This is a genomic window from Hyunsoonleella aestuarii (genome assembly GCF_006148925.1).
GTDB lineage: Bacteria > Bacteroidota > Bacteroidia > Flavobacteriales > Flavobacteriaceae > Algibacter_D > Algibacter_D aestuarii.
This window is the reverse complement of the sequence record NZ_VAWB01000003.1, coordinates 290,796-311,809: the sequence shown is the minus strand read 5'-3', so window position 1 is coordinate 311,809 and position 21,014 is coordinate 290,796. Positions and strand designations below refer to the sequence as shown.

At 34.1% G+C, this 21,014-nt stretch carries 15 protein-coding genes; 4 read left to right on the top strand and 11 right to left on the bottom strand.

Annotation, left to right across the window (positions count from 1 at the left end; genetic code table 11):
* Positions 1-217: 217 nt before the first annotated feature.
* The 4 genes from pflB (at position 218) to ppdK (ending at position 7,484) form a co-directional block, all read left to right on the top strand.
* Positions 218-2,443, top strand: coding sequence for a formate C-acetyltransferase (gene pflB, locus FEF17_RS13680; RefSeq protein WP_139002976.1), 2,226 nt, complete (start codon positions 218-220; stop codon positions 2,441-2,443).
* Positions 2,444-2,505: 62 nt separating this feature from the next.
* On the top strand, positions 2,506-3,279 hold the full coding sequence (gene pflA / locus FEF17_RS13675) for a pyruvate formate-lyase-activating protein (protein ID WP_139002975.1): 774 nt from the start codon (positions 2,506-2,508) through the stop codon (positions 3,277-3,279).
* A 37-nt stretch (positions 3,280-3,316) separates the two neighbouring features.
* Positions 3,317-4,573: an L-lactate MFS transporter gene (locus tag FEF17_RS13670; protein WP_139002974.1), complete on the top strand. Its 1,257-nt coding sequence runs from the start codon at positions 3,317-3,319 to the stop codon at positions 4,571-4,573.
* Between the two features lie 181 nt (positions 4,574-4,754).
* On the top strand, positions 4,755-7,484 hold the full coding sequence (gene ppdK / locus FEF17_RS13665; protein WP_139002973.1) for a pyruvate, phosphate dikinase: 2,730 nt from the start codon (positions 4,755-4,757) through the stop codon (positions 7,482-7,484).
* Between the two features lie 80 nt (positions 7,485-7,564).
* Here ppdK and purL read toward each other — a convergent pair whose 3' ends face one another.
* From purL to FEF17_RS13610, 11 genes are all read right to left on the bottom strand, one after another.
* Positions 7,565-11,221, bottom strand: a complete 3,657-nt coding sequence (gene purL / locus FEF17_RS13660) for a phosphoribosylformylglycinamidine synthase (protein WP_139002972.1) — start codon at positions 11,219-11,221, stop codon at positions 7,565-7,567.
* A 141-nt stretch (positions 11,222-11,362) separates the two neighbouring features.
* Positions 11,363-11,851, bottom strand: coding sequence for a lipocalin-like domain-containing protein (locus tag FEF17_RS14455; RefSeq protein WP_262709998.1), 489 nt, complete (start codon positions 11,849-11,851; stop codon positions 11,363-11,365).
* A 71-nt stretch (positions 11,852-11,922) separates the two neighbouring features.
* Positions 11,923-12,687: a DUF3667 domain-containing protein gene (locus tag FEF17_RS13650; protein ID WP_139002970.1), complete on the bottom strand. Its 765-nt coding sequence runs from the start codon at positions 12,685-12,687 to the stop codon at positions 11,923-11,925.
* A 213-nt stretch (positions 12,688-12,900) separates the two neighbouring features.
* Positions 12,901-13,353: a hypothetical protein gene (locus FEF17_RS13645; RefSeq protein ID WP_139002969.1), complete on the bottom strand. Its 453-nt coding sequence runs from the start codon at positions 13,351-13,353 to the stop codon at positions 12,901-12,903.
* Positions 13,354-13,465: 112 nt separating this feature from the next.
* Positions 13,466-14,122, bottom strand: a complete 657-nt coding sequence (locus FEF17_RS13640; RefSeq protein WP_139002968.1) for a hypothetical protein — start codon at positions 14,120-14,122, stop codon at positions 13,466-13,468.
* Positions 14,106-14,597 (bottom strand): RNA polymerase sigma factor, encoded by a 492-nt coding sequence (locus FEF17_RS13635; RefSeq protein ID WP_139002967.1) that lies wholly within the window; start codon positions 14,595-14,597, stop codon positions 14,106-14,108. The genes FEF17_RS13640 and FEF17_RS13635 overlap by 17 nt, the downstream gene beginning before the upstream one ends.
* A gap of 488 nt (positions 14,598-15,085) precedes the next feature.
* Positions 15,086-15,979, bottom strand: coding sequence for a glycoside hydrolase family 16 protein (locus FEF17_RS13630; RefSeq protein ID WP_139002966.1), 894 nt, complete (start codon positions 15,977-15,979; stop codon positions 15,086-15,088).
* A gap of 59 nt (positions 15,980-16,038) precedes the next feature.
* Positions 16,039-16,914, bottom strand: a complete 876-nt coding sequence (locus tag FEF17_RS13625) for a CPBP family intramembrane glutamic endopeptidase (RefSeq protein WP_139002965.1) — start codon at positions 16,912-16,914, stop codon at positions 16,039-16,041.
* Positions 16,915-17,055: 141 nt separating this feature from the next.
* A complete protein-coding gene (locus tag FEF17_RS14485) occupies positions 17,056-17,190 on the bottom strand; it encodes a hypothetical protein (RefSeq protein WP_262709995.1) in 135 nt (44 codons plus the stop codon).
* Between the two features lie 72 nt (positions 17,191-17,262).
* Complete coding sequence (locus tag FEF17_RS13615) at positions 17,263-19,890, bottom strand: MGH1-like glycoside hydrolase domain-containing protein (RefSeq protein WP_139002964.1); 2,628 nt, start codon at positions 19,888-19,890, stop codon at positions 17,263-17,265.
* A 245-nt stretch (positions 19,891-20,135) separates the two neighbouring features.
* Positions 20,136-20,993, bottom strand: a complete 858-nt coding sequence (locus FEF17_RS13610; RefSeq protein WP_139002963.1) for a fructosamine kinase family protein — start codon at positions 20,991-20,993, stop codon at positions 20,136-20,138.
* Positions 20,994-21,014 lie beyond the last annotated feature (21 nt).

Below are 21,014 nucleotides of genomic sequence, written 5' to 3'. Positions count from 1 at the left end.
GATTCAATTCGTAATGAACTATTCATAGTTTTAAATAAAAGATTGCTGAATTCTTTTCTTGTACCTTTTAACGCAAACGTTTTCGTTAAAAATATCTTTCTTATTCCCTGTAATTATTAGGTTTGATGACATTTGTCATCTTTTTTGAGATACTCTGTTTCTACTTTTGAATGGTCAATTATAGACATTATTTTACAAAAATTAAAAACATAAATAGATGGAAGTAAAAGAATTTGAACCGGGGATTTGGAATGACGAAACTAACGTGAGAGATTTTGTTTTCAAAAATGTTACACCTTATCATGGTACAGATGAATTTTTAGTGGGCCCTAGTCTGAGAACTCAGCACCTATGGGATATATGTATGGAAGCCACTAAAGAAGAACGACAAAATAATGGTGTTCGTTCTTTAGATACTGAAACCATTTCAACAGTTAGTGCATTTAATGCTGGATATATAGACAGAGATAATGAGATAATAGTTGGATTGCAAACCGATGAGTTATTAAAGCGAACAATGAAACCTTTTGGTGGTTTTAAAGTAGTTCAAAAAGCCCTAGCAGAACAAGGTGTTAAGCCAAATGATAACCTAACAGAATTGTTTTCTAAATATGTAAAAACTCATAACGATGGTGTATTTGCAGCTTATAATGCAGAGATAAAGAAATTTCGTTCGTTGGGGTTTTTAACTGGATTACCTGATAACTATGCTAGAGGTAGAGTAATTGGAGATTACCGTCGTGTGGCACTTTATGGCATTGATGCTTTGATTGAATCAAAGAAAAAAGATTTAACAAACATCACTGGACCAATGACAGATGCTGTGATTCGTCTACGCGAGGAAGTTTCAGATCAAATTAAGGCGTTAAAAGAAATGGTTGTTTTAGGTGCTAAATATGATTTAGACCTAAGTCGTCCTGCAGAAACTGCTAGAGAGGCCGTACAATGGACGTATATGGCATATTTAGCTGCTGTAAAAGAGCAAGACGGTGCAGCAATGTCGCTAGGAAATGTCTCTACATTTCTTGATATATATATTGAAAACGATTTACAAGAAGGTTTAATTACTGAAGAAGAAGCACAAGAATATATTGATCAATTCGTGATGAAATTACGAATGGTAAGACATTTAAGAATGAGTGCTTACGACGAGATTTTTGCAGGAGATCCAACTTGGGTAACCGAAGCAATTGGTGGTATGTTTGATGACGGAAGAACAAAGGTGACTAAAACGTCTTTCCGTTTCTTAAATACACTTTACAACTTAGGACCTTCACCTGAGCCTAATATGACAATTCTTTGGTCTAAAGATTTACCTCAAAACTTCAAGGAATTTTGTGCTAAAGTTGCAATAGATAGTTCTTCAATTCAGTTTGAAAACGATGAAATGATGCGAATTAATCGCGGCTCCGATGACTATGGTATTGCATGTTGTGTGTCTTACCAAGCTTTAGGAAAGTCCATTCAATTCTTCGGCGCACGTACCAATTTAGCAAAAACCTTATTATTAGCTATAAACGGAGGACGTTGTGAGATTACAGGTACCCAAATGGTTGAAGATATTGAACCTTGTGACTGTGAGTATTTAGATTTTGAAAGGGTAATGGCTAACTTCAAAATAGCTATGAAAGAAGTTGCACGAGTTTATAATGATTCAATGAACATTATTCACTACATGCATGATAAGTACTATTACGAAAAAGCACAAATGGCTTTAATTGATACTGATCCAGAAATTAATATTGCTTATGGTATTGCAGGATTATCAATTGTTGCAGATTCACTTTCAGCTATTAAATATGCAAAAGTAAAACCAATTAGAAATGAGGAAGGTTTAACGGTCGATTTTAAAATTGAAGGCGACTTCCCATGCTATGGTAATGACGACGACAGAGTAGATATGCTAGCTGCAAAAGCTGTTGCTGATTTTAATGATGAATTAAAAAAGCTGCCAGTTTATAAAAATGCAGAACCAACCATGTCTGTATTAACCATTACATCAAATGTGGTATACGGGAAGAAAACTGGAGCTACACCTGATGGAAGAGCAAAAGGTATTCCATTTGCACCTGGGGCAAACCCAATGCATGGGAGAGACTCGCATGGTGCTATTGCATCTTTAAACTCTGTTGCAAAAATAGATTATAAGGATTCTCAAGATGGTATTTCAAATACATTCTCGATTGTTCCAAAATCATTAGGAACAGATTCTGAAGAAAGAATTGAAAATTTATCGTGTATTTTAGATGGTTATTTTTCTAAAAACGCACAACACGTTAATGTGAATGTTTTGGATAAAGAAACATTACTTGATGCTATGGCGCATCCAGAAGAATATCCACAATTAACCATTAGGGTTTCTGGATACGCAGTAAACTTTGTAAGATTAACTAGAGAACAACAAATGGAAGTAATTACAAGATCATTCCATGGGTCAATATAAACTAAACTCTATTTATAATTTTTAGGCATCTGAGAAATGAACTATAACAACTTCTTTTTCAGATGCTAATTTTAAAACATAAAGACATCGAACATAAAGATAACATATTAAGAGTGCATTCTGTTGAATCATTTGGCACACATGACGGACCTGGAGTAAGGATGGTGATATTTTTACAAGGCTGCAAATTAAAATGCCTGTATTGCCATAACCCAGATACTATAGATACTCATGGCGGTAAGGAATACCGGATTGAGGAATTGGTACAGATGGCCATTAAGGAGAAACCTTATTTTGGAAAAAAAGGTGGTGTTACAGTTTCAGGCGGAGAACCTTTACTACAATCCAAAGAATTGGTGCCATTTTTCAAAAGATTAAAGGAAGAAGAGATTCATACCAATATTGATACAAACGGCAGGCTTCTTAATCATTATACAGAAGAATTGTTAGATGAATATACAGATTTAGTAATGCTAGATATTAAGCATATGACCGAGGAAGGCTATGAATATATTACGGGTCAGAAAAATAAGGAAACCACTTTTAATTTTGCAAAATACAGAGAAGCATCAGGAAAAAAAATGTGGTTACGCTATGTGTTGATTCCAGAAATAACCAATAAGCCAGAATTGTTGCATAAAATGGGTACGTATTTTAAAGACTACAAAACCATTGAAAAGATTGAAATTCAGCCCTACCATAAGTTAGGCGTCCATAAGTGGGATGCTTTGGGTTGGGATTATCCGTTAAAGGATGCTAGAGAAAATACCCCAAAAGAGATTGATGCTGCAGTAGAGATATTAAAGCAGTATTTTAAAGACGTTAGGATAAATTAATGAGCAAGAAGAAAGTAAAACTCTAACAATTAGTATTATGAAAACACAAAAACTAAAAAACCGTTGGTTAATTGCTGCTTCAGCGGTAGGGATCCATATATCAATAGGATCGGTATATGCCTATTCAGTAATGACGAACCCTGTTAAAGATATATTTGATGTTGATGGTAGTGTTATAAAATGGGCATTTAAAATTGCGATTTTATTATTAGGGCTTTCGGCTGCATTTTTAGGAAGATGGGTAGAACGTGTTGGTCCAAAAGTTAGTGGAACAACGGCAGGCATATTTTATGGTATTGGTATTTTAGGTTCTGGATTAGCGGTACAATTGGAAGCGTTATGGCTATTCTATTTATGCTATGGTATTATTGGTGGTATTGGTTTAGGATTAGGCTATATCACACCAGTTAGTACACTAGTGAAGTGGTTTCCAGACAGAAGAGGGTTAGCTACAGGAATGGCTATTATGGGCTTCGGTTTTGCAGCTTTAGTTTTTGGACCTGTAATGCAATCACTTTTTGATGCTGTTGGTGTTTCAAATGCATTTTACATTCTTGGCTTGATTTATATGATATTGATATTATCTTCTGCAAGATATATTGAAAAACCACCGGAAGGCTATTTACCAGATGGTTTTAAACCAGGTCAAGGTAAAACTATCAAAAAAGATATGGCAAATATTACAGCGAATCAAGCTTTAAAAACGTCTCGTTTTTATTATATCTGGATTATGATGTTTATCAACATCGCCTGTGGTATTGCTATTATTTCTGCGGCAAGCCCAATGATGCAGGAGAAATTAAGTTATACCCCTATGGAAGCTGCTGCAGTTGTTGGTTTAATAGGAGTTTTTAATGGGTTGGGAAGAATACTTTGGTCAAGCTTATCCGATTTCTTGGGGCGTGCAAATACTTATATTATGTTCTTTGCATTTCAGATTCTGGCATTTTTCTTCTTACCAAAAATAGGAATGGAAATCATGTTCCTTGTTGTATTGTTTACCGTAATTACCATGTACGGTGGAGGTTTTGCTACGTTACCTGCATTTTTAGGCGATTTATTTGGAACCAAGCAATTAGGTGCTATACATGGAATGGTTTTAACAGCATGGGCCTTGGCTGGAGTTGTGGGACCTACTATCTATGATGTTGTAAAAAATGCTACAGGATCTTTAGATGCCACATTAGGTGTATTTGCCATCTTGTTTGTTGTAGCATTTGTGGTATCCTTATTAATGAAAAAAACAGTTACCAAAGCGTACCTTAAAATGAATGATAATTTTGGGTTTGCATAAAATCCTTTTGTTGAATTAGTGAACATTAGCATCCCCATAACGGGGATGCTTTTTGTTTTTAAAATACTTAGTTTTCTTAGTGTTTATTTGAGGTTTCATGACATTTGTCATAATTAAAATGGGTTTTAGAAACTACTTTTACTTAAGTTTTTAAAACACATTTTTATCAAAAATTTATATTATGGAAATACTAGAAAATGTAAAACAAAGAGTTTACAAATTTGGCGATAAAACCGCCGACGGGAATAGCACGATGAAAAACCTCCTTGGAGGCAAGGGTGCAAATTTAGCGGAAATGAGTGCCATTGGAATTCCGGTGCCTCCTGGGTTTACCATTACTACAGATGTATGTACAGAATATAACCTTCTGGGTCAAGAAGCTGTTGTGGCAATGATTAAGGAAGAAGTAGAACAATCTATAGCAAATATCGAAACCCTAATGGGAACCACTTTTGGTGATAAAGAAAATCCGTTATTGATATCTGTGCGCTCCGGAGCTAGAGTTTCCATGCCAGGAATGATGGATACGGTTTTAAACTTAGGTATGAATGACGAGGTAGTACAAGGTCTGGCTAAAAAAACTAACAACGATAAATTTGCTTGGGATTCCTACCGCCGTTTCATTCAAATGTATGGTGGTGTTGTTCTTGGAATGAAACCAGCTTCAAAGGAAGATATCGATCCTTTTGAAGAAATTATGGAAAACCTCAAAGAGAAAAGAGGTATTGAATTAGATACCGATTTTTCACTTCAAGATTTACAAGATTTGGTTTTCGATTTTAAAGGTGCAGTAAAAAAGCGAACTGGATTTGATTTTCCAACAGATCCTTGGGATCAGCTTTGGGGTGCTATTATAGCAGTATTCAATAGTTGGAATGGAGACCGGGCGGTTTACTACAGAACCATGAATGGTTATCCAGCAGATTGGGGAACAGCTGTTAATGTTCAAGCCATGGTTTATGGTAATATGGGTGATAACTCCGGAACTGGTGTATGTTTTACCCGTGATGCGGGAACTGGCGAAAATGTATTTAATGGCGAGTATTTAATTAATGCACAGGGTGAGGACGTTGTTGCTGGTGTAAGAACGCCACAACAGATAACAAAGTTAGGATCTAAAAGATGGGCAGAATTAGCTAAGATTGAAGAAGACGATAGACGCGAAAATTATCCTTCTCTAGAAGAGTTGATGCCAACTATGTTTAATGAGTTAAATGGTTACCAAGACATTTTAGAAAAGCATTATCGAGATATGCAGGATATGGAGTTTACAATCCAAGATGGGAAAATGTGGATTTTACAAACTAGAAATGGTAAGCGAACAGGTGCCGCTATGGTAAAAATTGCCATGGATTTGCTCAAGGAAGGCATGATTAATGAAAAAGAAGCTCTCTTATTAGTAGAGCCAAATAAGTTAGATGAATTATTACACCCTGTTTTCGATCCTATTGCGCTTAAAAGAGCTAATATTATTGCTCAAGGATTACCAGCGTCTCCTGGAGCTGCAACAGGAAAAATTGTATTTTTTGCCGATGAAGCTAATAAATACAAGAATAGCATTTTGGTAAGAATAGAGACCTCTCCTGAAGATTTAGAAGGTATGAATATTGCTAAAGGCATCCTAACGGCAAGAGGAGGTATGACCTCGCATGCAGCTGTAGTAGCTCGTGGCATGGGTAAATGTTGTATTTCTGGAGCTGGAGCTTTAAAAATAAACTATAAGAAAAGAACACTAACGGTTGATGGTCATGAATATCATGAAGGAGATTGGATTTCTTTAAACGGCTCTACTGGAAATATTATTGAAGGTAAAGTTGCAACTATTGAACCCGAATTAAGTGGCGAGTTTGCTGAAATTATGGAATTATCGGATAAGTATGCAAAAATGAAAGTACGAACAAACGCCGATAGTCCAAAAGATGCTAAAGTCGCTCGTAATTTTGGAGCTCAGGGTATCGGACTTACTAGGACAGAACACATGTTCTTTGAGTTGGATAGAATTAAAGCGATGCGCGAAATGATTTTAGCAGATACCGTGAAAGGCAGAAAACAAGCGCTTGAAGATTTATTGCCTATGCAAAGATCGGATTTTGAAGGTATTTTTGAAGCTATGGAAGGGTTAGCAGTTACCATTCGTTTGTTAGACCCACCTTTACATGAGTTTGTGCCACACCAATTGGCAACTCAAAAAGATTTGGCAGAAGAGATGCACATTTCTCTACAAGCGGTTAAAAATAAAGTGGCAGAATTAGAAGAATTCAATCCAATGTTAGGCCATAGAGGTTGTAGATTAGGAAATACCTATCCAGAAATTACCGAAATGCAAACCCGTGCTATTATTGAAGCCGCACTAAACTTGAAGGAAAGAGGTATTATCTGTAAACCAGAAATTATGGTGCCTTTAATTGGTACTGTAAAAGAATTTGAAGCTCAGGAACAAATTATTCGATCTACGGCCAATACCATTTTTAAAGAACGAAATGATAGCGTAGAATACCTTGTAGGAACGATGATAGAAATTCCAAGAGCGGCTCTTATGGCAGATAAAATTGCTGAAAAAGCTGATTTCTTCTCCTTTGGAACCAACGATTTAACACAAATGACTTTCGGTTATTCTCGAGATGATGCAGGTAAGTTCCTACCTATTTATATTGAAAAAGGTATTTTAAAAGTAGATCCTTTTGAAGTATTGGATCAAGAAGGCGTAGGACAATTAGTTAAAATGGGAACCGAACGCGGACGAAGCACAAAACCAAACCTAAAAGTTGGTATTTGTGGAGAACATGGTGGAGAACCTAGTTCTGTCGAGTTCTGTTATAATACTGGTATGGACTATGTAAGTTGTTCACCTTATCGCGTGCCTATTGCAAGATTAGTTTCTGCACAGGCAGCAATAAAAGCAACTTTATAGTTTCTTCTATTTTTCTATCTTTGGTAAACCTCCTGAATGTGTTCTTTATTCAGGAGGTTTTTATATTTGATTAATCTTAATTAATGATTTTCAATCCATTTACGTGCATTCACAAAAGCCTCTAACCAAGGGGATACTTCATCTTTGCGCCCATCGGGATAGTTCGCCCAATTCCATTGAAATGTAGAACGTTCAATATGTGGCATAGTTACTAAATGTCTTCCGGTTTTGTCGGACATCATGGCGGTGTTAAAGTCTGAACCATTCGGGTTATGAGGATAGCCTTCGTAACTGTATTTAGCAACAATATTATATTGGTCTTCAGTATATGGTAAACTGAATTTCCCTTCACCATGTGAAATCCAAACTCCCAAAGTTGAACCCGCCAAAGTTGAAAGCATGACTGAATTATTCTCTTGAATTTTTACAGAAGTAAATGAGCTTTCATGCTTATTTGAATCGTTGTGGTGCATTTTCCCATGAATGTCATGGTCGGGATTGATGAGATCTAATTCCATCCAAAGTTGACATCCGTTACAGATACCTACCGAAAGTGTCTCTCTTCTAGCAAAGAAATTTTTAATAACTTGTCTTGCCTTTTCATTATATTTTATCGCACCCGCCCAACCTTTAGCAGAGCCCAAAACATCGGAGTTTGAGAAACCTCCAACGGCTCCTAAAAACTGAATATCTTCTAAAGTTTCACGACCAGAAATCAAGTCAGTCATGTGCACATCCTTTACATCGAAACCTGCTAAATACATGGCGTTTGCCATTTCACGTTCAGAGTTACTTCCTTTTTCACGTAGAATAGCAGCTTTAGGTCTATTGCTTCCTGTTTTAGGTAATTTACCAGTAAAATGTTCTGGGAAAGTATATTGTAAAGGCTGATTTTTATAATTGTTAAATCTATCTTCAGCTAAACCGTTTGCGGTTTGTTTTTGGTCTAATAAGTACGATGTTTTATACCAAACATCTCTTAATCTAGAAATAGTCATAGTGAATACTTCGGCTTGATTAATCACACTTAGCGTATCACTTTCTGTAACTTTTCCAATAATAACAAAATTGATATTTGCGGTACTCAAAGCGTTTTCAATTGAAGCGTCTTTCGCTTGAATTACAATTCCAGCATTTTCCGCAAATAACATTTTCAATGAATCTTTTTCATTTAAATCCGACAAGTCTAATTCTGCACCAACATTATTATCGGCAAAGCACAATTCTAAAAGTGTGGTGATTAAACCACCAGAAGCTACATCATGTCCCGCAACGATTTGTTCATTTTTTATTAAATCTTGAATGGTATTGAATACGTTTTTAACATACCCCGCATCTTTAATATTAGGAGCATCGTTTCCTATTTTATTTAAAACTTGTGCAAACGAACTTCCACCTAATTTAAAATCATCTTGAGATAAATTGATATAGTAAATGTCACCACCATTAGCTTTAAAAACTGGTTCCACCACTTTAGAAATAGCATTACAATTCGCAGCTGCAGAAATAATAACCGTTCCAGGAGAAATTACATCTTCATTCGGATATTTCTGCTTCATGGATAGAGAATCTTTCCCCGTTGGTACATTAATACCTAAATCTATAGCAAATTCGGAAATAGCTTGAACAGCTTCATATAAACGTGCATCTTCACCTTCATTTTTACAAGGCCACATCCAGTTTGCAGATAGTGACACCGATTGTAAACCATCTTTTAAAGGCGCCCAAATAATATTAGTTAAAGCTTCAGTAATAGAATTTCTACTTCCCGCCACAGGATTAATTAATCCAGAAATAGGGGAGTGCCCAATAGAAGTTGCAATACCTTCTGTTCCTTTATAATCCAATGCCATCACACCTACATTGTTCAATGGCAACTGTAATGGACCAGCACATTGTTGCTTCGCTACTTTTCCACCAACACAGCGGTCTACCTTGTTCACTAGCCAATCTTTACAAGCTACTGCTTCTAATTGTAAAACTTGATCTAAATAGCTGTAAAATTCATCCGAATTATAAATAACATTGCTATAGTTACGTGCAACAGTTTTATCTGTCATTACCGTTTTTGGAGAGCTTCCAAACATATCTTCCATAGCTAAATCGATGGGTTTATTCCCTTTGGTTTTAGATTGGAAAGTGAATCTGTCATCACCAGTTACATCACCAACGGTGTACATTGGTGAGCGCTCTCGATCTGCAATTTTATGTAAAGTTTCAATATGGTCTTCACCAATAACTAATCCCATACGTTCTTGAGATTCGTTACCAATAATTTCTTTGTCAGATAGGGTTGGGTCTCCAACTGGTAATGCATCCAGATCTATTTTTCCGCCAGTATCTTCAACTAGTTCAGAAAGACAGTTTAAATGTCCACCAGCACCATGGTCATGAATAGAAACAATATAATTTTCTTCGCTTTCAACCATACCCCGAATCGCATTCGCGGCCCGTTTTTGCATTTCAGGATTAGAACGTTGTACAGCGTTTAATTCAATTCCTGAAGCAAATTCGCCAGTATCAGCGCTAGATACCGCAGCACCTCCCATGCCTATGCGGTAATTTTCACCACCAAGAATCACAATTTTATCGCCGGTTTTAGGCGTATCTTTTAGTGCTTGATCTTCTTTACCATAACCAATACCACCCGCTTGCATAATCACTTTGTCGAAACCAAGTTTACGAGCATCTTCTTCATGTTCAAAAGTCAATACCGAACCACAGATAAGCGGTTGCCCAAATTTATTCCCAAAGTCTGAAGCACCGTTAGAAGCTTTTATTAAAATATCCATTGGGGTTTGGTATAACCAATCCCGTTCTTCAACACCATTTTCCCAAGGACGATTGTCATCTAAACGCGAATACGATGTCATATATACGGCAGTTCCTGCTAAAGGAAGCGATCCTTTTCCACCTGCAAGTCTATCACGAATTTCGCCACCTGAACCCGTTGCAGCACCATTAAAAGGCTCAACCGTTGTTGGGAAGTTATGGGTCTCTGCTTTAAGGGAAATTACAGATTCAAAATCTTCAGTGGTATAAAAATCTGGAACATCGGCACGTTTTGGTGCAAACTGTTCCACTTTTGGACCTTTAATAAAGGCCACATTATCTTTATATGCTGAAACAATGTCGTTAGGGTTTTGCTTCGATGTTTCTTTAATTAATTTGAATAGTGAGGTTGGTTTTTCCTCACCATCAATCACAAATGTGCCGTTAAAAATTTTATGTCGACAATGCTCAGAATTTACTTGTGAGAACCCAAATACTTCAGAATCCGTCAAAGGACGACCAATTTTCTTAGAAACACCTTCCAAATACGCCACTTCCTCATCACTCAACGATAATCCTTCCTGTACATTGTAGGCCGCAATATCTTTAATATCCAGAATAGATTCTGGTTCAATATCAATAGTAAAACTCTTTTGGTTTAAGCCCTTAAATTTCTCCGATATCATCGGGTCAAACGCCACAAAATCTTCAGATACCGCTTCAAACTCCTCAATACGAACAATGTCTTCAATCCCCATGTTTTGAGTAATTTCAACAGCATTAGTACTCCAAGGCGTTATCATCGCTGTGCGAGGACCAACAAAAAAAGCATCCAAAGATGCTTGTTCTATTTTAGGCTGGTTGCCAAATAACCATGTTAATTTTGAGATGGTTTCACTTGATAATTCTTTTGTTGTTTGAACAGCAAAAACTTTGCTATTTACGTTTCCAAAGAAATGAATCATTATGTCTTGATTTGTGAGTGTTTAAAGAAAGTGCAAAAATACACTTTTTTCATGATTGATAATCTCTTTTTTTTCCAAAGAGGAGGTGTTTATTAACAAGATTTTTAACACTTGATTCTATTAATCGTCCTTTGTCTTATTTTATTCTATATCATTTAGTTTTATCCATTTTAGACGAATCTTTGGATATCTATTTGTAAGAGGATTAAGAACTAATGTATCTCCAGAGAATAGGTATTTTCTTTTAGCTATTGTTCCCCACATTCTTTGAAAATTTACCGACTCTATATAATGTTCTGTTATGTTGAGCGTGTCATTAACTTTATATTTAACAAAATAAACAAAGTTATTCGCCAAATGTCTTAAATCATTTACTGTTAAACTATCAAGTCCGCCGCTTCCTTCGAATTTATATTTCTCATAATTTTCAGTTACATGATGAACACCCATGCCACCTTTACCATCGTATATAATAAATCCTTTTCGGTTTTTGTAATGGTCTTGTCTAGGTTTCCAATTAGAAATTGAATCAGTCTTAATTTCTACTATATTAAGAGTCCATCTTCCAGTAAATTTATTGAAATCAGAGGTTTCGTTTTCTGCGGTGCAGGAAAAAAGTAAAGTGAGTATGATTAATATTTTTAGAGTTTTCGAGTTTATGTTTTTCGTTGTTGCATTTTCACTTTTAATTAAAAAAACAGTTAATAGTATAAAGGAAAAATCAAGCTCATGACCAATGGTAGAATTAGAATTCTAATAAACATAAAAACAAAAATTACTGTTATAATCTTTAATATGCGTTCTCTAAGTGACACCGCTTTGAAAAATGAAAAATTTGACCAAAACATATAGGAAGTAAATATAAAAATGATCAATTCTTTTGGAACAAATATTCCGAAAACCACCTTGGTCACAAAAAGGAGCGGCATAGTTATAAATAAAATGGTAGGTATAAAATAAAAGTTAACAGCGAGCAATTCGGTATAGTTGAATTTTAATTTTTTAAAAAAAAGAAATAATAGTGCTGGTATTAGAATAATCATAAACAGATTTGAGAGTAATATATATTCTACAGCAAGTTTAATATTCCAAATCTCCATGCTTGTATTCAGGCTGTTTGACAAAAATGAGAACGTGTAATATGTTTCATTTTCAATTACCTTTGTAGTTTCAAACCAATAATCTATAAAGGTTTGAAATGCCAAAGCAATTACCATATAACGCGTAGGATTTGTAAAAAATTTACGCTTTCCATTTATATAGGCATGAGCAACACTTCCTGGTGTGATGATTAATTTCCAAAATGTAAATAAAAACCCTTTGTGTAAATTGAAAGTATTGTCAAAAAAATCGGTGATTACCTCCCGCATTTGTAAACGTTGATTACCAATTTTGCGTTGCCCACAATTATGACAATATTCACCCTCAAATTTATTTTGGCAATTCTTACACTTTTGCGGATTCATTAATTGAGGAAATAGTTATGAATGTTTATTAGTTGGTCATAATGAAGCTTAACGGTCTTGTATATGAAAAGTAGCAGCATTATATGTGCTATGTTTTTGTTTAAAAACAAAGATAGCAGAAATGAACCAAACTTAGAATTTAGCTCTTAACTGCTATTTTTTATATACGGTATGTGCTTAGTATTATATTTAGGTTGATTATTCGTATATTAATTAAAGCATCTTACCAGCAGTTTTAGCTTGGGCATCTTTGCTACGGCCCATAATTGAACCAACAACCATTCCACCAATTAAACCTAGAGAAATACCCAACGAGCGTTCTAGGTTAGATAAAATTGCAACCCCAAATAGCAAACCAAATATTAATCCTAACCCACCATAAAAAGTTGTGTAATATCCTTTTGGAGTTAAGGAAAATGTGTCTTTTAAATATTTTTTAAAATCACTAATAGCTTTCGTAAAATATTTTTTTCTATTCACTAAGGTTGATTTTAAATTTAATTTATCCAATTCCGTTTCTATAGATTGAATTTCATTTTTTGACAAATCTTTCATTTCTAAACTCGTTATAATTTGAATAAATTCTTGGTAAACCTTTATCTCAGAATTTCTACTCGTCTTAGTTACTAAACTTTCAAAAAAGGTAATTGCATTTTTTAGTGTCATAATTTTTAGTGTTTTCTTGGTTAGTGGCTGATTACTAAAAATATTACATTTAAAACTTATTTTTTTTGAAGAATTTTAAAAAGTGGAATAGTCACGGCCTATTGAGAAGTGTTTAGCTCCTTAAATTTTCTATATCAGTCATTAATTCTTCTAGTTTTTTGAATACTCTTCCATAAACAATGTTTAAATCCCATTTATAAATTCGATCTCCAAAAAAAGCGAGTAAAACTAAAATTAATAATGCGATAACGATTCCTACAACTGGGATTCCGTATATTAAATAGATATCAGGAAAACCTTTTAGAACTTCATTTACTAATCTTTCTCCCAAAGGCATACCCTCTGCATCTTTAAACCAAAATCCCAAAATCATAGATAGAAAAATAATTGGATATAAAAATCTAGATATTTTTATATTGATAGCTATCTGTTTATTTTTCCATTGGTTAAATGCCTTTAAGTATTGATAACTACTTGCACCTAAATCTATTTTCGCTAAATTATTTAATAACTTCTTATTAATAAAAACGAGTACTGCAAGGGTAACAAAAAAAATGACACCTGTTATTGGTATTCCTGCAAAGAATGAGATAATTAAAAAGATAAATGAGAACGCAATAATTGCAATCAAATTTATTTTAAACATACTCTTAAATTTATCAATGACATGAATTGATTTTTGGTTGTATAGGTTGTTTATTTTTGGAGCTACTAATGCGTCACTTTTTAGAAAACCCTCTTTCCATATATTTTCAATTGATTTTTCCATCTAATATTTTTTTTAATCTAATTTTAATTCTTTTAACTCGCACACCAATATTATTAGGGTTTGTCCCTATAATTTCAGCAATTTCCTTTTGCGATTTTTCTTCTAAATACAACATAATGATTGCTCTGTCTATTTCTGACAGTTTTCTAATAGCATCGTATAATAAGTTTAGAGCCTCGTTTGAAAAAGCATAGTTTTCTTCGGTTTCTTCAATAGGCAATGAGTCTGAAACAAAGTACTGATCTTTCTTTTTGTTTTTCTTTAGTAAGGTTAAGCATACATTTAATGAAATTCGATACACCCATGTACTCCATTGTGATTCTTCTCGAAAGTTGTCTTTACTTCTCCATATTTGTAAACATACTTCTTGATAATAATCATCGAAATCTTCTTGCGAGTTAGTATAAGCTCGACATAATTTGATAATTATTCCTGCAAAAGGTAAAATGGATGTTTTATAAAAATCGCTACTCAATAGTTTTCTTTTTATTATTTAGTGGTGTAAGTTAGAAATTATTACAGTCAACAATAGTAAAAAAGAATATTCTAGGGAGATATATTGAGCACAACTATAAGTATAACTGCAGTTATGGTTAAGAAACCGAAATTTAGTAATAAGAACGGGCGTTAGCAATATCAACTAGATTACAGCGCTGTCGAATCCGCCTTAATTGCTGTTTTAAACTGTTGTGCTTTTGTTATTTTGTTATTTCCATATCCAACGCTTCAATCGGCCAATACAAACCGAATTGAAAAACCATTAAGATGTTATATAGTGGTTGATTACGAGTGCGTTATTAATTTTTCTCTTATTCGTTTGTCTATAAGAGGTCTTCATTTTGGGAATAAAAATTAAGTAATAGTATAATTATTTTAAAAAGTAGAAATAATTGTTTGATAATTAATGATTCTATGTTGATATAATAGTTGATTCGTATTACTTACAACGTATTTGTATATGACTTAGTTTATTATTTTTTCGTAAACTCTTACCCAATCAACATACATATGTTGAGGGAAATTAGTGGTGTCATTTGGTCTACCTGCAAAAGTTCCTCCTACAGCTAAATTCAAAAGAATAAAAAAGTCTTTACGAAATGCTATAAATTCATCTGAAGAAATATCCATCTCAGCAAATTGTTTGCCATCTACAAACCAAGCAAGTTGATTTTCATTCCACTCTAATTCAAATACATGAAACTCATCAGCAAATTTGCCATTATCTAATTTAAAAGGAGTAGCTCCCATCATCGCATGTGAACCTGAAGAATCGGCGTAATGAGCATTAGATTCAATAAGACCATCGTCTTTAGTGCCATATAATTCTAAAATATCAATTTCTCCACACAGAGGCCAAGGTGTATCACCTCCATTTTCGTCTATATTTGCTCCAAGCATCCAAAAAGCTGGCCATATGCCTTTGCCTTGTGGAAGTTTTATGCGTGCAGCTATTTTTCCATATTTCCAAGTTTGCTTATTAGCTGTATGAAGCCTTGCAGAGGAGTATTGGTTTAAACCGTGTTTATCACTCTCATGAATTGCTTTTATAACTAAGCAATTATTTTCGATATAAGCATTTTTATTACTGTTTGTATAGCGCTGCCATTCATCATTAAACCTTCCAGCCTTAACAATTTGTAATGTCCAATTATTTGAGTCTATAATTTCTTTTTCAAATTCATCAGCCCATTTGAGCTTCCATTGCTTATCAATCATTTTATTAATACTTTTATTAGTAACAGTTGTTTTTTCGATTTTCTTACTATTTAAATTCTCCGTTTTTTCATTCCTTTTACAAGAATAGGTTGATATCAAAATTGAAGATATAATGAAGAATGTAGCAAATGTTCTTTTCATTAAATAAATATTTTTATTAAAAAGTTTAATCAGCGAGTATAAAAGCGTTTAAATGCTTTTTATAAGTTATTAGGAACTGGTTTTAATTCTTTTCGTTTACTCCAATAATATATGGCAAAACCAATTCCTACTATTGGCAATACAATTCCAAATTCGTCTATATAATATGCTGTACTACCTGTATCTGATGTTAAAGGCGTAAAAATTCTTTGTATAAATAAATTATGACTTGCATGAAGTATTACGGCAGTCCATAAACTTCCCGATTTGATTCGAAACCAAGTATAAATAAAACTCATACTAATAATTAATACCATAAAACAAGACATTGCATACCATGATGGTGTTCCACTATTATAATCTGCAAAGAGTAAAATTGGTAAATGCCAAACCCCCCAAATAAAACCTGATATTAATGAAGTTTTAGTAAATCCTTGGGTCTTATAAAGTTCGGGAACAAAAAAACCACGCCATCCAATTTCTTCACCTAATGCACTCGCCGCGCTGCGAATTGTACCGAAAATCCCGAATAGAATAAAATAGAATGCTATTATAAATCCACTCCCCAATTCTCCAAAACCAAAGGAATTAGTGAGCCTAACAACAAAGTCTTTATCATAAAAGCCTCCCCAATCAAATACCCATATAACTATATAAGCAATGAGAGCATATAAAAGAGGAATTAGATAACTCCATAATTGATACTTTGTTTTGCCCCATTGCCATCCAAGATCAGAGATGTTTCTCTTTAATATTTTCATGGTAATCAAAGCAGAAATCCCAGGGCACCACATTAGTCCCATTGTAAATTGTCCCCATCCACTACTTAGAGTACCAGAATGTATTATTAGAAAATAATAAATTGCACTTAAAGCAAATGTTATCGTTAGAAAAATGCCAATAGGTTTGTATTTATTATTAGTTGGATTACCCATAATTTTGTAGTTAATATTTACTTGTACCTAACGTATTTTTGTATGGTTAGTTATATGTTTTAGTTACCAAATTTAGCGAATACAAATCGAATAGAAAACCCACTATAATTTTCGTTAGCAGACTTGCGCTCTGAATTAATTTTATAAGGTGTTACCTGCTTGTTTTTTTCCTATGACGTACAAATAGTCGCCAAAAACATTTTCATAGGATTTTATTATTTCTTCAATTTTACCGCTATTGATATCTTTTCTTAATTCTGATAATCCGTTTTCCACTTCAACCGGTTTGATAATGATAAAAATGCTGATAGTGGATTATCAGCTTTTTGTGTTTAAATTATTTAAAATTTAGGGTTTATCGGCATCCATATCCATTATTAAATTGGCTATTAGGGCAGTCCATCCTGTTTGGTGTGAAGCACCTAAACCTTTACCATTATCGCCATCGAAAAACTCATAAAAGAGGTGCAAGTTTTTAAAATGCTTATCTTTCGAGAAATGCTTATCTGCGTTGTCGGCATGGTATTGAAATTTACCTTCCTCATTAGCTTCAAAAAGTTTTACCAGTCGCTTCGTGAGCTCGTTAGCAATTTCTTTAAGGTTAAGTTTATTTCCAGAACCTGTCGGGAATTCATATTGATATGCTGGACCGTAGTAGGTGTAATATTTTCTTAATGATTGAATAATCATATAATTTAAAGGTATCCAAATAGGGCCGCGCCAGTTAGAATTGCCTCCAAACATATTAGAACGACTCTCACCAGATTCGTATTGAATTTGATGATGCCCATGGTGTCTAAATACAAATGGATGCTTTTCATGGTATTTTGATAACGATCGAATACCAAAGTCTGATAAGAATTCTTCTTCATCCAATAAACGTTTAAGAAGATGTTCCAACCTAAATCCTCGCATGATAGCGAACAAGTAATTTCCTTCTTCATTTGTTTTATCTATATTGGTAATTAGTGAAGCTAAGTCTGGACGGGTCTCTATAATTTTATTTGCTCGATATTTAAAATCTTTTAGATCTTCAAATAAATCTTTATGTATTATCTCCACAGCAAACATTGGTATTACTCCTACTAAAGATCGTACTTTAAGTCTATCTGTTGCACCATTTGCCATTTCCACCACATCGTAATAGAAGTTATCTTGGTCATCCCAAAGTGAAATATCTTTTTTACCAATATGGTGCATCGCCCAAGCAATATTTAGAAAATGTCTAAAAAATTTAGCGGATACTTCTTCATATATTTTATTAGTTTTAGAGAGCTCTAAGGACATGCGTAGCATATTGAGTGTAAACATGGCCATCCAACTCGTAGCATCAGCTTGTTGCATTCTCTTGATGCCTGGGGGCATGTGGTTACGGTCGAATACCCCAATGTTATCTAATCCTAAAAAGCCACCCTCAAATAAGTCAATACCATTTTTATCCTTTTGGTTTACCCACCAAGTGAAGTTCATGAGTAACTTTTGAAATGCTTTTTCTAAGAACTCGGTATCACCTTTTCCTTTATAAGTTTTGTCTTTGTCGTATACATTCCAAACGGCATAAGAATGCACGGGTGGATTTACATCACTAAAGTTCCATTCGTATGCTGGAATTTGTCCGTTAGGATGCATGTAATTTTCTTTCAATACTAAAAGCAATTGTTCTTTTGCAAAGGCAGGGTCTATCTCAACAAAGGAAGCCATGTGAAATGCCAAATCCCACGCTGCATACCATGGGTATTCCCATTTATCGGGCATTGAAATTATATCTCTATTGGTAAGGTGCTGCCAATTATAGTTTCGCATATCTTGCCTATTTGGTTTGCTTTCACCAGGACCTCCAAATAGCCATTTAAAAACGTCGTTGTAATAAAATTGCTTGGTCCAAAGTAAGCCAGAAAATGCACTTTTTGCTATGGCTTGATGCGTTTCTGGAATTTTGGAATTTATAGTTTCATTATAAAATTCTTCACATTCTGTAATTCTATCATGAAAAATACTATCAAAATCATCCCATGGATGTTCTGTTTTGGTTTTGCGAAGACGCACTCTTATAGACTTTTGTTCACCAGCTTTAAGCTTAAACTTATGCCAAATAGCCATTTTTGAACCATTTTCTGATGGATTTACAGTAGGTTTTCCATTAACTACATGGTCATTAATACCATCCTTTACATAGGGGACATCATTCTTAAAATTGTAAATGCGTTTATTGTTAGTTTCATTTTCACAGAAAAGTTGTACACCCCCGTCATTATAGAAATAATAGTTTCCATTTCTTTTACTCTTGGTTAGTGAAGAGGAGTTAGAAGTCGATTTTATTTTAGGTCGCGTATGACGTTTGTTGTGTTTCCAGAAATTTCGAAACCAAAGATGAGGAAGTACATGAATATCGGCTGCATCGTTACCTCGGTTCACAATGGTAACTTTCATTAAAATATCATCAATATCTGCTTTGGCATATTCTATATAACAATCAAAATAAGCGTTGTTTTTAAATGCATCCGTATCTAATAACTCGTATTCAAATTGATCTCTTCCAATTTGGTTTTTTCTAACCAATTCTCCATATGGAAATGCGTTATGTGGATACTTATATAGGTATTTACTATATGAATGGGTTGGTGACGACACTTGATGGAAATAAAGTTCTTTAACATCTTCACCGTGATTTCCTTGGTTGTTAGTTAGTCCAAACAATCGCTCTTTTAAAATGGTATCCTTACCGTTCCAAAATGCAGGTGCTAAACATAAGATTTCTCTAGAATCGGTAAATCCGCCAATACCTTCTTCGCCCCAGCGATAGGCATTACTTCGGGCTTTTTCGTGATCTATAAACTCCCATGTATCACCATGTTCACTATAATCTTCCCTTACCGTTCCCCATTGTCTTTCAGCTAGATAGGGCCCCCATTTTTTCCAATTATCATTATTATTCGATACTGCTAATCGCTGAGCCTCTTTACCTTTTTGAACCATGTTTTTATGCAATTTCCAGCAAAAATAATACTAATTGTTAAAAAATTCTTATGAAATCCTTAAGTATTATTAAAATCTCTTTTATATAAGAGCTAAGGATGATTTTAATATTTTTAGGTCGCTAAATAATTCGATTTCGTAAGAGTTATATTAATTATTAAACACAAGCGATAAGCATTTTATACGTTAAATTTGAATTAAGTTGCAATTTCTAGTGTCTTGGATTTTAACATATTGGAGATAACCTAAAAGTATTTAGTCAAAATGGAACTTACTGATTCATAATAAGATTTACCAAACATATTTAAGTGTGCCAATAAATAATACAATTGGTAAATTTCTATTCTTCCTTCGGTGTGCTTGTCAGGAGAGATAGCAGCTGAATAGCTTGTGTAAAAAGGGTCCCCAAATCCACCAAAAATTTTGGTCATCGCGATATCAATTTCATGATGTCCATAATAAACAGCTGGGTCAATCAAATAAGGTTCACCGTTTTTAGAAATTAGATAATTGCCACTCCATAAATCACCATGAAGCAAACTAGGTTTGATATCATCAAAAATTGGCTTCAGTTTGGGTTTTATAAGTTCTAGGTTAGGGCATTCTGAACTCTGAAGTAATCCTTTTTGCTTAGCTAATTCTAGCTGCGGTAATAAACGTTCGTTGGTATAAAAATTAACCCAAGAGGTATGCTTTGTATTACTTTGAGATAAACGACCAATAAAATTATTTTGTTCTAACCCGAAACTTTCAGAGGTATGCTTATGTAATTGGGCCAACTGTCTGCCCAGATTTTTGAAATCTTCGGATGATGGTGATTTCCATTCAATATACTCCATTAACAAAAACGCTGAATCTTCGAAACTTTCACAAGCTAAAACAGAAGGTGTCTTTATGGTATTAGTTTTGGCAATTGTATTTAAACCATAAGCCTCAGTTTGAAACATGGCTAACGCAATGGGAGAAGTATTTTGTTTTAAAAAATAGCTGTTTTTAGAGGTGTCAATCCGGTAAGCAGAAGAAATATCACCACCATTGATAGATTTAATAGTGGTAATGGAATCCTCAATTAAAGCTTCAATATAGGCTTTTAACTTTTCCATAGATTACAAGTATGGATGAGT